Annotated in this window: 14 protein-coding genes; 7 read left to right on the top strand and 7 right to left on the bottom strand. The window is 73.8% G+C overall.

Features of this window, described 5'->3' with window-relative positions; all coding sequences use genetic code 11:
- Positions 1-98 precede the first annotated feature (98 nt).
- Positions 99-2,162, top strand: a complete 2,064-nt coding sequence (locus ABD347_RS17005) for a galactose-binding domain-containing protein (RefSeq protein ID WP_344361943.1) — start codon at positions 99-101, stop codon at positions 2,160-2,162.
- A gap of 58 nt (positions 2,163-2,220) precedes the next feature.
- The gene (locus ABD347_RS17010; protein WP_344361944.1) at positions 2,221-3,258 is read left to right on the top strand and encodes a lactonase family protein; all 1,038 of its coding nucleotides are present in this window, start codon (positions 2,221-2,223) and stop codon (positions 3,256-3,258) included.
- A gap of 11 nt (positions 3,259-3,269) precedes the next feature.
- On the opposite strand, the gene ABD347_RS17015 is transcribed toward ABD347_RS17010, so the two are convergent.
- A complete protein-coding gene (locus tag ABD347_RS17015; protein WP_344361946.1) occupies positions 3,270-3,491 on the bottom strand; it encodes a hypothetical protein in 222 nt (73 codons plus the stop codon).
- A gap of 353 nt (positions 3,492-3,844) precedes the next feature.
- Between ABD347_RS17015 and ABD347_RS17020 the strand changes: the two genes are divergently transcribed.
- Both ABD347_RS17020 and ABD347_RS17025 read left to right on the top strand, forming a co-directional pair.
- Positions 3,845-4,741: a GNAT family N-acetyltransferase gene (locus tag ABD347_RS17020; RefSeq protein WP_344361949.1), complete on the top strand. Its 897-nt coding sequence runs from the start codon at positions 3,845-3,847 to the stop codon at positions 4,739-4,741.
- Between the two features lie 197 nt (positions 4,742-4,938).
- Complete coding sequence (locus ABD347_RS17025; RefSeq protein ID WP_344361951.1) at positions 4,939-5,457, top strand: hypothetical protein; 519 nt, start codon at positions 4,939-4,941, stop codon at positions 5,455-5,457.
- A gap of 119 nt (positions 5,458-5,576) precedes the next feature.
- Here the strand turns inward: ABD347_RS17025 and ABD347_RS17030 are convergent, their stop codons facing one another.
- Together ABD347_RS17030 and ABD347_RS17035 are read right to left on the bottom strand one after the other, a co-directional pair.
- Positions 5,577-6,461 carry a diacylglycerol/lipid kinase family protein gene (locus ABD347_RS17030; RefSeq protein WP_344361954.1) on the bottom strand — a complete coding sequence of 295 codons (885 nt, stop codon included), beginning with the start codon at positions 6,459-6,461 and terminating at the stop codon, positions 5,577-5,579.
- 61 nt (positions 6,462-6,522) lie between these two features.
- Positions 6,523-8,121, bottom strand: a complete 1,599-nt coding sequence (locus ABD347_RS17035) for an FAD-binding oxidoreductase (RefSeq protein WP_344361956.1) — start codon at positions 8,119-8,121, stop codon at positions 6,523-6,525.
- 73 nt (positions 8,122-8,194) lie between these two features.
- Here ABD347_RS17035 and ABD347_RS17040 point away from each other — a divergent pair, with 73 nt between their 5' ends.
- Together ABD347_RS17040 and ABD347_RS17045 are read left to right on the top strand one after the other, a co-directional pair.
- Positions 8,195-8,794 carry a TetR/AcrR family transcriptional regulator gene (locus ABD347_RS17040; protein WP_344361958.1) on the top strand — a complete coding sequence of 200 codons (600 nt, stop codon included), beginning with the start codon at positions 8,195-8,197 and terminating at the stop codon, positions 8,792-8,794.
- Positions 8,791-10,398 (top strand): glycerol-3-phosphate dehydrogenase/oxidase, encoded by a 1,608-nt coding sequence (locus ABD347_RS17045; protein ID WP_344361961.1) that lies wholly within the window; start codon positions 8,791-8,793, stop codon positions 10,396-10,398. The genes ABD347_RS17040 and ABD347_RS17045 overlap by 4 nt, the downstream gene beginning before the upstream one ends.
- Before the next feature lie 13 nt (positions 10,399-10,411).
- On the opposite strand, the gene ABD347_RS17050 is transcribed toward ABD347_RS17045, so the two are convergent.
- The gene (locus ABD347_RS17050) at positions 10,412-10,537 is read right to left on the bottom strand and encodes a hypothetical protein (protein WP_344361963.1); all 126 of its coding nucleotides are present in this window, start codon (positions 10,535-10,537) and stop codon (positions 10,412-10,414) included.
- 198 nt (positions 10,538-10,735) lie between these two features.
- On the opposite strand from ABD347_RS17050, the gene ABD347_RS17055 reads away from it, so the two are divergent.
- Positions 10,736-11,248, top strand: a complete 513-nt coding sequence (locus tag ABD347_RS17055) for a hypothetical protein (protein WP_344361966.1) — start codon at positions 10,736-10,738, stop codon at positions 11,246-11,248.
- A 468-nt stretch (positions 11,249-11,716) separates the two neighbouring features.
- On the opposite strand, the gene ABD347_RS17060 is transcribed toward ABD347_RS17055, so the two are convergent.
- The 3 genes from ABD347_RS17060 to ABD347_RS17070 all read right to left on the bottom strand — a co-directional run bounded on the left by ABD347_RS17060 (position 11,717) and on the right by ABD347_RS17070 (position 13,255).
- Positions 11,717-12,094 carry a phage holin family protein gene (locus tag ABD347_RS17060; RefSeq protein WP_344361969.1) on the bottom strand — a complete coding sequence of 126 codons (378 nt, stop codon included), beginning with the start codon at positions 12,092-12,094 and terminating at the stop codon, positions 11,717-11,719.
- Positions 12,095-12,195: 101 nt separating this feature from the next.
- Positions 12,196-12,615 carry a VOC family protein gene (locus ABD347_RS17065; RefSeq protein ID WP_344361971.1) on the bottom strand — a complete coding sequence of 140 codons (420 nt, stop codon included), beginning with the start codon at positions 12,613-12,615 and terminating at the stop codon, positions 12,196-12,198.
- Between the two features lie 67 nt (positions 12,616-12,682).
- Entirely contained in the window at positions 12,683-13,255 is a 573-nt protein-coding gene (locus ABD347_RS17070; RefSeq protein WP_344361972.1) for an antibiotic biosynthesis monooxygenase, read from the bottom strand.
- Positions 13,256-13,315 lie beyond the last annotated feature (60 nt).

Genomic DNA, 13,315 nt, shown 5'->3' on the forward strand with positions numbered 1-13,315 from the left:
ACAGCGCACGATTTATGCGGACATGACAATCACCGCGAGGTGCCCGACCCGCACACGTCCGGTCCCCCACGGTGCCCCCTCCGGCTGGAACACGGGTGATGACCTTGTCGCCACGCTCGCACGGCAGGCTCACGGTGCTCGCGGTACTGTCCCTGATCCTCACCCTGCTGGCCCTGGGACCTGCCCCGGCGGTCACGGGTCCCGCCCCCGGTCCCGACTGGTGGGAACCGGTCGCGCGGCCCGCCCCCGACTCCCGGATCGACGTCGTCGGGGAACCGTTCAAGGGTACCGACGCCCAGGGCCGGGTACGGGGCTTCGTCGACGCGCACGACCACCTGATGTCCAACGAGGCCTTCGGCGGCCGGCTGATCTGCGGCAAACCCTTCTCCCCGCTCGGCGTCGCCGACGCGCTCAAGGACTGCCCGGAGCACTACCCCGACGGCTCCCTCGCGGTCTTCGACTTCATCACCAGGGGCGGCGACGGCCGGCACGACCCCCACGGCTGGCCCACGTTCAAGGACTGGCCCGCCCACGACTCGCTGACCCACCAGCAGAACTACTACGCCTGGGTGGAACGCGCCTGGCGCGGCGGCCAGCGCGTGCTCGTCAACGACCTCGTCACCAACGGCGTGATCTGCTCGGTCTACTTCTTCAAGGACCGCGGCTGCGACGAGATGACCTCCATCCGCCTCCAGGCGCGCAAGACGTACGGGATGCAGGCCTACGTCGACGAGATGTACGGCGGCCCCGGCAAGGGCTGGTTCCGGATCGTCACCGACTCGGCGCAGGCCCGCCGGGTGATCGAGCAGGGCAAACTGGCCGTCGTCCTGGGCGTGGAGACCTCCGAGCCGTTCGGCTGCAAGCAGATCCTGGACGTGCCCCAGTGCGACAGGGCCGACATCGACCGGGGCCTCGACGAACTGCACGCGCTCGGTGTCCGCAGCATGTTCCTGTGCCACAAGTTCGACAACGCCCTGTGCGGCGTCCGGTTCGACTCGGGCGCCCTCGGAACGGCCATCAACGTGGGCCAGTTCCTGTCGACCGGGACGTTCTGGCAGACCGGGAGGTGCACGGGTCCGCAGCACGACAACCCCATCGGCCTCGCGGCGGCGCCCGAGGCCGAGAAGAAGCTCCCGCCGGGCGTCTCGGTCCCGTCGTACGCCGCCGACGCACGGTGCAACACCCGCGGCCTGACGGCCCTCGGCGAGTACGCGCTGCGCGGGATGATGCAGCGGAAGATGATGATCGAGATCGACCATATGAGCGTGAAGGCGACGGGCCGCGTCCTGGACGTCCTGGAGGCGGAGTCGTACCCCGGCGTGCTCTCCTCGCACAGCTGGATGGACATCGACTGGACGGAGCGGGTCTACCGCCTCGGCGGGTTCATCGCCCAGTACATGCACGGCGCCGAGGAGTTCACCGCCGAGGCGCGGCGCACGGACGCCCTGCGCGAGAAGTACGGCGTGGGCTACGGGTACGGCACCGACATGAACGGCGTCGGCGGCTGGCCGGCCCCCCGGGGCGCGGACACCCCGGACCCGGTGCGCTACCCGTTCCGCAGCGCCGACGGTGGCTCGCTCGTCGACCGGCAGACCACCGGCGAACGCACCTGGGACGTCAACACCGACGGCGCCGCCCACTACGGCCTGGTGCCGGACTGGCTGGAGGACATCCGGGTCACGGGCGGCCAGGACGTCATCGACGACCTCTTCCGGGGCGCCGAGTCCTACCTCACCACCTGGGGCGGCTCCGAGCGCCACCGTACGGAGAACCTCGCCACCGGCTCGACGGCCTCGGCCAGTACGTCGGAGTGGAACCCGGTCACCAGCCACTCCCCCGGCCGCGCCGTGGACGGCGACCGCCGCACCCGCTGGGCGAGCGACTGGCGCGACCCGCAGTGGCTCGCCGTCGACCTGGGCGCCACGCGCACCGTGGGGCGGGTCACCCTCGACTGGGAGCGGGCATACGGCGAGGCGTACCGGATCGAGGTGTCCGCCGACGGGAAGGACTGGCGGACCGTCTGGTCCACCACCGCCGGTGACGGCGGCCTCGACACCGCGCGGTTCACCGCCGTACCGGCCCGCTTCGTCCGTGTCACGGGGCTCGGACGCGGGACCGGATGGGGCTACTCGCTGTACGAGGTCGGCGTGTACGGCGCCTGACGGCGCGGTCCGTGCCTACAGTGCCCAGCCAGTCGTGGAACGGCGGAAGGGGCATCGCGTGCACTGGGCTTACATCGGCTCGTTCACCTCGGGGGGCGGCCGCGGCATCACGGTCGCGGCCGTGGACCCGGCGACCGGGGCGTTGACCCCCTGCACGAGCGTCGGCACCGTCGTCAATCCCTCGTGCCTCGCCCTGGCCCGCGACACCGCGACCCTCTACGCGGTCGGTGACGGCGATCCCGGTACGGTCGCGGCGTTCCGTACCGGGACGGACGGCGGTCTCACCCCGCTCGGCCCGGCGGTCGACGTGGCGGGCTCCGGCCCCACGCACCTCAGCGTGGCCGGACGGAGGCTGTTCACCGCCAACTACGGGTCGGGCGGCGTCAGCAGCCTCGCGGTGTGCCCGGACGGTAGTCTCGCGGGACCGCCCGTGGTGCTGGCCCACCACGGCTCGGGCCCCGACAGCGACCGGCAGCGGGGACCGCACGCCCACCAGGTGCTGCCCGCCCCCGTGGGAGCGTGGGTGCTCAGCGTGGACCTGGGCACCGATTCGGTGCGCGTCTGCACGGCCGACCGGACCACCGGAGGGCTCCGGGTGCACGGGGAGACCGCGCTGCGTGCCGGGTCGGGGCCGCGTCACCTCGCCTTCCACCCGGACGGTGAGGTGGTGTACGTCCTGCACGAGCTGGAACCTCAGATGACCGTCTGCCGGTGGGATGCGGTGTCCGGGCTTCTGGAGCCGCTGGCGGAGGTGGCGATCGACCCCGAGGGCGCCCCCGACGGCGAACGGGTGTATCCCTCGGTGGTCCACGTCGGATCCGACCGCCGGTTCGTCCGGGCCGCGGTGCGCGGCAGCAACAGGATCCTGACGTTCTCCCTCGCGGACGGGGCGGAGAAGCCCCGGCTCACGAGCACCGTGGACTGCGGCGGTGTGTGGCCGCGCGACCTGGTGGCCGGCCCGTCGGGGGACCGGCTGTACGTCGCCAACGAGTGGTCCGGCGACATCACCTGGTTCGACGCGGACCCGGAGAGCGGTGCGCTGCGGCGCGGCGGCGCGGTGGAGGTGCCGGCCGCCGCGTGCGTGGTCTTCTCCTGACCGGGCGGGACCTACGGCCGGCCCCCTGGGTGGATCGAGGCCTTCGACTGGACGGTGTCGACCGTGTGCACGGCTTCCTCCAGCAGGTGCTGGCCGAACCTGCCGTCAAGCCCGACGTGGACCTTGTCGATCAGGCCCCCGTTGAGGGACTCGGCGTGGGCGGCCGCGGGGGCGGCCAGGGTGGCGCCGGTGAGGGCGAACACGGCGAGAGCGCGCTTGGCTGTACGTGACATGCCCGGCCAACGATCCCCCGGCGGGCGCGGTCACGGGAACCGTCGCCCGTCCGGGGCAACCGGCCGCCACCGTGGCGCGTCCTCGCCCACGACGCGGGCCTCGACGCGGGCCTCGACGCGGGCCTCGACGCGGGCCTCGGCGCGACCGGGTGACGGCCTCCTCCGGGGCCGGCCCGGAAAAGCGGTGGACATCAACGCCGGTGCCCGCCTAACGTGGCCGCGACGCCCATGACAGCGGAGAGGAGGCGAGCGCCGTGCACAAGTCCCGTTCCCCGCGCTCCCGTTCTCTTTTCCCGGCGTCTTCGGCCTGACCGGGAGCGCTTCACCACGCCGCGTCCCGGAGGACAACTCTCATGACCGATACGGTCATCCGCGCGCTCGACACGAGCGACGCCCATCTCTTCGACACCCTGCCCGACCCGCTCGGCGCGCGTGCGGCGCACGCGCGCACCGCACACCGGCCCGAGTGGAAGCGGGTGGCGCTCCGCGACGGCGAGGTCGTCGCACGGGGTGCCTGGTGGGGTGGCGCCGACGACGACGCCCCCGTCAACATCAACTGGTTCGACGTCGCCGAGGGCGAGGAGGAGGCGGGCGCCCAGCTGCTGCGTACCTCCCCCTTCCAGGTCGAACTGGAGATCAACCTGCCTACCGGCTGGCGTGACGACCCCGTCACGCGCGCGGCGGGTGAGACCCGGCTGCGGGCCGCGCGGGCGGCCGGCTACGAGGTGCTGGTCGAGCGGTACATGTACCGCTGGACACCCGACCGCGGCCTGCCCGCGCGGCCCGGACGGCTGACGTTCGCGGCGGAGCCGGACGACGCCGTGTTCTTCGACGCGCTGCGCCGCATCCACTCCGTGACGCTGGACGCGCACGCACTGCGCGCCGTCGAGGAGGGCGGTCTCGACCAGGCGGCGCGGGAGGAGCTGGACTTCTTCCGCTGGTGCCCGTCACCGCGCGAGTGGTGGCAGGTGGCGTACACACCGGACGGCCGGACGGCCGGCATCCACATCCCCGCCCACAACCCCGCGGGGCCGTGCGTCGGCTTCATCGGGGTCCTCCCGGAGCAGCGCGGGCGAGGCTACGCGTACGACCTGCTGGCGGAGTGCACGCACTTTCTCGTCGAGCGGGGCGCGGACTTCGTCGCCGGGGCCACGGACCAGGGCAACACCCCGATGGCCGCCAACTTCGCGAAGGCGGGGTATCCGGTGGTCCGGGAGCGCGTCAACCTGCTCCCCGGAGCGCGGGACTGACGAGGCGGAGACCCGGGGGTGTGCGAGTCGGCACGCTCCCGGGTGGTCACCCACATGGGCCGTCGACCAGTACGACTACCGGGCGCGGGCGGATGACCCGCCCTGCCGGTGGGCAGCGACAACACCGGCCGTGTCGCCCCGCAGCACGCGGGACGCGCGCGGCACACCGTCCACGTCCACGCCCCTTGGGAACGACCATGAAGAAGATCCTCCTCGCCTGCCTGGCGGCGGCCGTCACCGCGTCCGTGGCCACCGGCGGGTACCTCGCCCTGCGGCACGACGACGCCTCTTCCGCGCGAGTGCAGGCCGTCGCCGCCTCCTACGATCCCGACGGGGCACGTGACACGGCGGCCCACGCCGACGACGTCTTCCACGGCACCGTCCTCCGCGGCACCGGCCGGCGGACGATCGCCGAGATCCCCTCCCGGCTCTACGAGGTGCGCGTCGGGCAGGTCTTCAAGGGCCGCCTCACCGGCACCGTCACCCTCACCCAGCCGGTGGGCGAGCCCGCCCTGGAGTCGGGCGGGAAGTACGTCTTCGCCACCACCTCCTGGCACAACGAGGACAACGAGCACGGCCTCCTGCCGGGCACCCGCCCCTACCCGGCGGACGACCTCACCGCCACGGTGCGGGGCGCGGCGGCCGGGCCGGGGATGACCGTCGCCGAGTTCTGGCGCGAGGCGGTGGGCCGGCGGACCGGCGGCTCCACCGGCTGACACGGGCCGCGCAGTCGGTGCCGCGCTTTCGAGTCACGGCCACCCTCGGGTACGCGACCGCACCGGCCGGGTCCGGCCGCCCGTCCCCCGCCCTGCCGCGCCCGGCCCGAGCGGCGCGTTCAGCCGAGGACGCGCAGGGCGCCGGGGCGCACCCGTACGGTGACCGGAAGCACCGCGTCGACCTCACCGTCCGCGCCGTAGGGCAGGTCGCGGTCGGCCTCGATGCGGATCTCCCTTCCCCGCAGGACCTCGACCTGCGGCCGCCGTGTGTGCGCGCCGGTCCTGAGCTCGTTCATCATCGTGAAGAACAGCCGTTTCGGGGCGTGCCGGATGACGACCACGTCGAGCAGGCCGTCGTCGACGCGCGCGTCCGGCGCGACGCGGCGGCCGAAGCCGTAGAAACCGGAGTTGGCGGCGACGACCGTGTAGCCGCTCCGTTCGTGGGTGGCCGTGCCGTCGACGGTGATGCGGTACGTCGCGGGTCGCCACCCGGCCACCGCACGCGCCCCGCCCACGTAGTAGGAGGCGGAGCCGCGTAGCAGCCGGGACCGGTTGGCGTACCGGTTGGCGACCGCGTCGACACCCGCGTACACGCTGCCGAGCACCGCGACGCCGTGGTGGACGGCCGAGTCCACCTCGATGGTGTCGACGGCGCGCGGGGTGCCGCGCAGCAGGACGTCCGCCAGGGCCGGGGGGTCGCCGGGCAGGTCCAGGGCCCTGGCGAAGTCGTTGCCGCGTCCGGACGGTACGAGGCCGAGGACGGCGTCGGTGCCGCTGAGCACGCCGCCGACGGCGCCGGCCATCCCGTCGCCGCCGACCGCGAGCACGGTGTGTCCCCGCGCGGCCGCCTGCCGTGCCAGTTCGCGGGCGTGGTCGAGGCTGCGGCTGTAGCGGGTCTCCAGCCCGGCTCCCGCCTCCCGCAGGAGACGGGCGACGGGCAGCAGGGCCGCCGTGCCGCTGGAGCTGCCTGCGGCCGGGTTGACGACGGCGGTGAACTGTCGCATGTGCGCGCCTCCGTGGGGCGTGGGCAGGGCTCGGGGTCAGGGTCGGGGGGCAGGGTCGGGGTCAGGGGTGGCGGACGGGGACGAGGACGCCCGGATTGAGCACCCCCGCCGGGTCGAGTTCCGCCTTGACGGCCTGGAGGACGCGGACTCCGAGGGGTCCGGCTTCCCGCACGTACCAGTCCCGGTGGTCGGTTCCCACGCCGTGGTGGTGGCTGATGGTGCCGCCGGCGGCCAGGATCGCCTCGTTCGCGGCGCGTTTGGCGGGCGCCCAGTGCGCGACGGGGTCCTCACCCTGGGCGGAGACCACCGTGAAGTACAGCGAGGCGCCGTTCTCGTACACGTGCGAGATGTGGCACATGACCAGCGGGGGCGTGCCCGCGTCGGTGAGGGTGGTGGTGAGGGCGAGGCGGACGCCCCGGTACAGCTCCGGGAGCGCGGACCAGAAGGCGGCGGTCTCCAGGGTCTCGGCGAAGGCGCCGGCGTCGAGGAGCGCGTCGCGCAGGTAGGGGGCGTCGTAGCGGCCGTGGGCCCAGCGGTCCCCCGGTTCCGTGCCGGCGCACTCGCCGCCCTCGGCGAGGAGCACCCGGTGGACGCCCTCCCGGCACCGCTCGGTGTCGGCGGCCGTGCCCTCGTACCCGACGATCGCCATGCAGCCGGCCGATCCCATGGTGCCGGCGCTGCCGATGCGGCCGGGCTGGGCGAGCCCGATGAAGGTCTCGGTCTCGTCCGACAGGCGCAGTACGGTCGGGCGCGGGCCGTCCTGGGCCAGCTTGCGCAGCGCGGCGGCCCCGGCCTCGAAGGAGGCGAAGCGCCAGCCCTCGTAGAGCCGCTTCTCCGGCAGGGGGCGGATCCGCAGGGTCACCGAGGTGATCACCCCGAGCGCGCCTTCGGAGCCGAGCACCAGTTGGCGCAGGTCGGGACCGGCCGCGGAGCGGGGCGCGCGTCCGGCCTCCCAGGTGCCCTCGGGGGTGGCCACGGTGAGGCCGAGGACCATCTCGTCGAACCGGCCGTGGCCCGCGGATGCCTGGCCGCTGGAGCGGGCCGCGGCGAAGCCGCCGATGGTGGCCCATTCGTAGGACTGGGGGAAGTGGCCCAGGGTGAAGCCGTGTTCGTTGAGCAGGGCCTCGGCGTGGGGGGCGCGCAGTCCGGGCTGGAGGGTCGCGGTGCGCGAGACCTCGTCCAGGTCGAGCAGGGCGTCCATGCGGCGCAGGTCGAGGGCGACGAAGGTGGTGCGTTCGGGGGCGAGGCCGCCGACGACCGAGGTGCCGCCGCCGAACGGCACGGCGGCCACCTGGTGTTCGGCGCACACGCGCAGGACGGCGAGGACCTCGTCGTGGGTGCCGGGCAGCAGGACGGCGGCGGGTATGTCGTCGACCTCGCCGGCGCGGATGCGCAGCAGGTCGGGGGTCGACTTGCCGCGGGTGTGGCGGATGCGGGTCTCGGCGTCGGTGCGCAGGTGCGCGGGGTCGCCGAGGCAGCCGGCGAGGGCGTGGCGCGCGCCGTCGGTGAGAGGGCAGGCGGGGACGGCGATGTCCTCCAGCGCGGCGGGGCCGTGTCCTCGCGGGGTGACGCCGAGGAGGTCTCGCAGCAGGCCGGTCACGGTGTCGGGCAGGGGTGCCGCCTTGGCCGGGTCGCCCCAGCCGCTCCACAACATGTCCACGGGGTCGTGTTCCTCACCGTCGGTTCGGGATCGGGCGTGCTCGGTGGCCCGCACTGGCGGTACACTGTGACAGATGACGCCCATTCGTCACAACCATTCGGACGGGGATGCCGTCCTCGACGCGGCCCGCGACTGCGTCCTCGCCGTCGGAGTACGCCGTACGACCCTGACCGACGTGGCCCGCCGCGCCGGGGTCTCCCGCATGACGCTCTACCGCCGGTGGCCGGACGTCCGGACCCTGGTCGGGGACGTGATGACCCGCGAGTGGGTCGCCCTGGCCGTGGCGGCCATGCCGGAGCGCGAGCCCGGCGCCCCGGCCCGGTACAGGCTCGTCGACGGGCTGGTCGCCGGGATCGAGGCGTTCCGCGCGCATCCGCTCTTCCACAAGATCCTCGACGTGGACCCCGAACTCCTGCTGCCCTATGTGCTCGACCGGCGCGGCGCGAGCCAGGACGCCTTGCTGGGCCTCATCACCGGCGCGCTGAAGGAAGGACACGCCGACGGATCCGTCCGCTCCGCGCACCCCGACCTCCAGGCCCGGTCCGTGCTGCTGATCGTCCAGTCCTTCACGCTCTCGCTGCGCACCATGACCGACGAGTCGGACCCCGGGCTCGACGAAGCGGCCTTCCTCGGCGAGCTGCGGACCCTCCTGGAAAGGACCCTCGTCCCATGAGCCACCCGAGCACCACACCTCCCGGCCGCCCCTCCCGTGACTCCTCGCTGAGCGCGGCACGCCGCCGCCGCGAACTGGCCGGGCTCGCCGACGGCACCGAGGTGGACGTCCTGGTCGTCGGCCTCGGGGCGACCGGCGCGGGCGTCGCCCTCGACGCCGCCTCCCGAGGTCTGACGGTCGCGGCGATCGACGCCCACGACCTGGCCTTCGGCACCTCGCGGTGGAGTTCCAAACTCATCCACGGCGGCCTGCGCTACCTGGCCTCCGGACAGGTGGACGTCGCCCACGAAAGCGCCGTGGAGCGGGGCATCCTGATGGAGCGGACGGCTCCGCACCTGGTCGGCGCCCAGCCGTTCGTCCTGCCGCTCACGCCGCTGGTCACCCGGTCGCAGGCGGCGCTGACCCGGGCCGGGCTGAGCGCCGGTGATCTGCTGCGCGCCTCGGCCCGTACGTCACGCTCCACCCTGCCGGCGCCTCGCTCCCTGTCATCCGTGGAGACGCGGCACATGGCGCCCGCACTCCGCTCCGCCGGGCTGCGCGGGGGGCTGCTCTCCTGGGACGGCCGGCTGAGCGACGACGCGCGGCTGGTGACGGCCGTCGCCCGTACCGCCGCCGCGCACGGCGCGCGGATCCTGACCCGTACGCGCGCGCTGTCGCTGGACGGCGGCGGTGCACGCGTACGGGACGAACTCACCGGCGAGGAGACCCGGATCAGGGCCCGTGCGGTCGTCAACGCCGCCGGTGTCTGGGCCGGTGGCCTGATCGACGGCATACGGCTGTGCCCCTCCCGGGGCACCCACCTGGTGCTCCGCTCCGAGGACCTCGGCTCGCTCACAGCGGGCCTGCACATCCCCGTTCCCGGTGAGGCCAACCGCTTCGTCCTGGTGCTGCCGCAGGGCGACGGCCGGGTGTACGTGGGGCTGACGGACGAACCCGTCGACGGTGACATCCCGGACGTGCCGGAGGTGCCGGAGACGGACATCGGCTTCCTGCTCGACGTACTCGGCTCGGCCCTCGACGTGTCGCTGGGCCGGGACGACGTGATCGGCGCCTTCGCCGGACTGCGTCCGCTCCTCGACACGTCGGGTCTGTCGGGCTCGGGCTCGTCGCGCACGGCCGACATCTCCCGCAAGCACGCGGTGCTGACGTCACAGGAGGGTGTCGTGACCGTGGTGGGGGGCAAGCTCACGACGTACCGGCGCATGGCACAGGACGCCCTGGACGCGGCCGTCCGCGCGCGGGGTCTCGTGGCGGGGCCCTGCCGCACGGCCGGCCTGCCCCTGGTGGGGGCCGCCGCCCCGAGCGGGCTCGCCGCCCTGGACGCCCCCCGCCGGCTGGTCCGCCGCTACGGCACCGAGGCCCCGGCCGTGCACGCCCTGGGGCTCCAGGACCCGGACTTGGCGCGCCCCGTGGTGCCGGGCCATCCGGTCACCGTGGCCGAACTCGTCTGGGCGGTGCGCCACGAGGGTGCCCTTGACGAGGGGGACCTGCTCGACCGGCGTACCCGGATCGGTGTGGTGCCGCGCGACCGTGAGGTCGCGCTGGGCGCGGCCCGTGAGGTGCTGCGCCAGGAGGAGGGCCGGCTCGCCCCGCACGCCCCGTAACGGGCGCCGGGGGTCAGTTGTTGCTGTGCCTGGCCAGGCTGTAGAAGAGGATCAGGACCGCCACGGCCATCACCGTCACATGGAGCCATGCGGGCGCGGCCGAGGCGTCTTGCGAAGCGGTCGTCACGATGGGGTTCATCGGTGCCTCCGTGTCATGTCGTGGTCGACGTCGCGATGTTGTCGTGTCATGCCCCGCGCGTACCCCGCGTGACGGGGCTGACGCGTCGGCACGGACCGCCGCACGCCTTCCCCCGATCGTCTTGAGACGATTGTCAGTGGGGCCCCCTAGGCTTGACGACGAATGGCTCGTACGGGCCGCTTCGGGGGAGGTCGACACATGCATTTCGAGCAGGTCTTCACCTATGCCTGGCAGTCCGATCCGGCGGAGAAAGGCTCGTCGGTCCTGTCGGTCGCCTATGAGACACCGGAGGGCGGCGGGCCCCGGCGCTGGCTGCTCCTGGCCGGGCTGCCCATCTTCAGTGAGCTGCTGACCTTCGACGACACCGCGCACGTCCGGGAGTTCGCCCGGGCGGTCCTCGATCTGCCGGTGACGCCCACCTTCTACGAACGCGAACTGCACCTGAGTGGGAGCGGCACGCGGACGCCGGCGTGCGGGCCGGCGGAGCCGGAGCCTTTCGCGACGCTGCGGGTCGGACGCGACCCGGACGACGAGCTGCGCGCCTGCTTCGCCTACCAGTCGTACGTGGCCTTCCCGGGGATGCCGCATATGACCGCCCTCGGCCTGGAGGTCATATGCGACGACGTCGACGTGGACCGGGCGCACGCCGAGGCGCGGGCCCTGCTGGCGGTACTGGACGCGGCCGGCCCACCCGGCGCCCCTCCCCTGTAGGCCGGGACGCACGCGGGGGGGCCGGGCCGCGCGGGGCGGGTACGCCCATGACCACGGGGCCGGCAGCGGCCGCGACCGGCGCGGGCGCGGGTGCTCCTCGCAGCGCGGAGGCCCCGCGTGCGGGGGACGGTCAGCCGCGTGGCGCGGAGCCGCGTGCTCGGTGGCGGTCGCGGTCGCGGTCGCGGTCGCGCCGACGGTCCCGGCGCGCAGGGGGCAGAGGGCAGGGGGAGGACGCCCATCCGTCGGCCCTCGTCGCGGGGGCGGGGCGTGGGGTGACGGCACGGCCGTGTCCCGGCCGGTCGAGCACGGTGGTGACGCGGGGCAGGTCCGGTGCCCGGACGCCGGGCGGTCCGCGGCGGGGTGCCGGACCCGCCCGCAGTGGGGCGGGCTCCGGCGGCCGGGTGTGTTGCGGCGGTGGGACGGCCCGCGGGCGACGGCGGGCGACGGCGGCCGGACGGCCTCCGGCGGTCAGGCGTCCTTCAGCTCGTCCACCACGTACCGGACCACGTCCGCCGAGGAATGCAGGGCCTCCCGGGACGCGGTGCGGGCCACCCGCATGCGCTTCGAACCGTAGTGGACGAGGACGGAAGCGCCCGACGCGTAGACGACGGTGAGCGCACCGGTGACCTTCTGGGGCGCCCACACCCGTTCCAGCCCGCGCACCAGTGTCGAGTGCGCGGACAACAGGGCCAGCAGCCCGCACGCCCCGCCGGCCGCCAGCGCCACTGCGCCCTGGCGCGCCTCCGACAGGCCGAGTGCCGCCTCCTCCCGCGCGGTGTCGATGTCCTCGCGGACGGTGGTGTCCTCGCGGGCCATGGTGTGAACGTCCTGGACAGACTGCTGCATGACGCGCTCGTACCCGTTGCGGGACGGAGCACACCGGCGGCCGTGCGAACCGGCCGGCCGCGCGGGAGCGCACTGGTGGCGCCGCGTGCGGCCGCGGCCGGTCAGTCCTGCGACTGCCCGATGTTCACCATCCACGCGATGCCGAACCGGTCCACGCACATCCCGAACTCGTCGCCCCACATCTGCCTCTCCAGGGGTACGGACACGGTGCCCCCGTCGGACAGCTTCTCCCAGTAGCCGCGCAGCCTCCCCGCGTCCGCGCTGTCACCGCTCAGACTGACGGCGATGTTGTTGCCCGGCCGGTGCTCCGAGCCGGGCGGGTGGTCGGCCCCCATCAGGGTGAAACCACGGTCCGTCTCGAGCGTGCCGTGCATGATCTTCTCTGCCTGGCCGCGGTCGTCGGTGCCGAAGTCACCGTAGGTGTTGAGGGTGAGGTCGCCGCCGAGGACATGCTGGTAGAACTCCATGGCCTGGCGGGCGTCGCCGTCGAAGCTGATGTACGGGTTGAGGCGAGATGCCACGTTGTGCCCCTTTCTGTGCGCTGCCATCCTCGCGGGTGGGCGGCTCACCCGCGACGGGACGTGCGCCCTACCGGCGGAGCCACCCGCGCAGCAGGCGGCTCACGGCCGGCATCGCCGCGTACGTCATGAGGATGTTGAACACGCAGGCGATCACCGCGCTGCCGACGACCGGGTGCAGGCCCACCAGGTGCGGGACCAGGAAGTAGGTGCCCAGCAGGGAGATCGGGTAGATGGCCAGGGTTGCGCTGATCGCCATCTTCCACCGAGGGGGCGCGGGCGTCACCGCTCCCGGCTTGGCGAACCAGGTCTCCATGCCCGTGAGCTCCCGCCGCGCCACCTCGGTGTGGTGGTGACCCTCGCAGCTGGCGAACCAGGCCGCCCTCTCCGGTGACTCCTGCCACTCCCGGCACGCCGCCGCGTCCTGGAAGCGGTGGACGAGGAACCAGGGCGCGCCCTCGGCGGACGGCCGGAAGAGACCGTGCCCCAGGTGCCCGGGGAACCGCGCCGCGCTGGCGAGTATGCCGCGCGCCCACCGCTCGAACGCGGCCTCGTGTCCCGGCTCGACCTGCCGGGCGATCAGCAAGGTCACCTCGCCGGTGTCGGCGGGCACGGTCGTGTGCTCAAGGCTCACCGCAGTCACTTGCTCTCCTGATGCTCGCGCCGCGCCCAGGAGCACTTTACGACGCCCTGCCCAGGCGCG

Source organism: Streptomyces gobitricini (genome assembly GCF_039532985.1).
In the GTDB taxonomy this organism is placed as follows: domain Bacteria; phylum Actinomycetota; class Actinomycetes; order Streptomycetales; family Streptomycetaceae; genus Streptomyces; species Streptomyces gobitricini.

What these genes read in the sequence shown, in the direction of transcription:
- ABD347_RS17005 (WP_344361943.1), top strand. Translation starts at nt 99, where the DNA reads ATGACCTTGTCGCCACGCTCGCACGGCAGGCTCACGGTGCTCGCGGTA.
- ABD347_RS17015 (WP_344361946.1), bottom strand. Translation starts at nt 3,491, where the DNA reads ATGTCACGTACAGCCAAGCGCGCTCTCGCCGTGTTCGCCCTCACCGGC.
- ABD347_RS17020 (WP_344361949.1), top strand. Translation starts at nt 3,845, where the DNA reads ATGACCGATACGGTCATCCGCGCGCTCGACACGAGCGACGCCCATCTC.
- ABD347_RS17025 (WP_344361951.1), top strand. Translation starts at nt 4,939, where the DNA reads ATGAAGAAGATCCTCCTCGCCTGCCTGGCGGCGGCCGTCACCGCGTCC.
- ABD347_RS17030 (WP_344361954.1), bottom strand. Translation starts at nt 6,461, where the DNA reads ATGCGACAGTTCACCGCCGTCGTCAACCCGGCCGCAGGCAGCTCCAGC.
- ABD347_RS17040 (WP_344361958.1), top strand. Translation starts at nt 8,195, where the DNA reads ATGACGCCCATTCGTCACAACCATTCGGACGGGGATGCCGTCCTCGAC.
- ABD347_RS17045 (WP_344361961.1), top strand. Translation starts at nt 8,791, where the DNA reads ATGAGCCACCCGAGCACCACACCTCCCGGCCGCCCCTCCCGTGACTCC.
- ABD347_RS17050 (WP_344361963.1), bottom strand. Translation starts at nt 10,537, where the DNA reads ATGAACCCCATCGTGACGACCGCTTCGCAAGACGCCTCGGCCGCGCCC.
- ABD347_RS17055 (WP_344361966.1), top strand. Translation starts at nt 10,736, where the DNA reads ATGCATTTCGAGCAGGTCTTCACCTATGCCTGGCAGTCCGATCCGGCG.
- ABD347_RS17060 (WP_344361969.1), bottom strand. Translation starts at nt 12,094, where the DNA reads ATGCAGCAGTCTGTCCAGGACGTTCACACCATGGCCCGCGAGGACACC.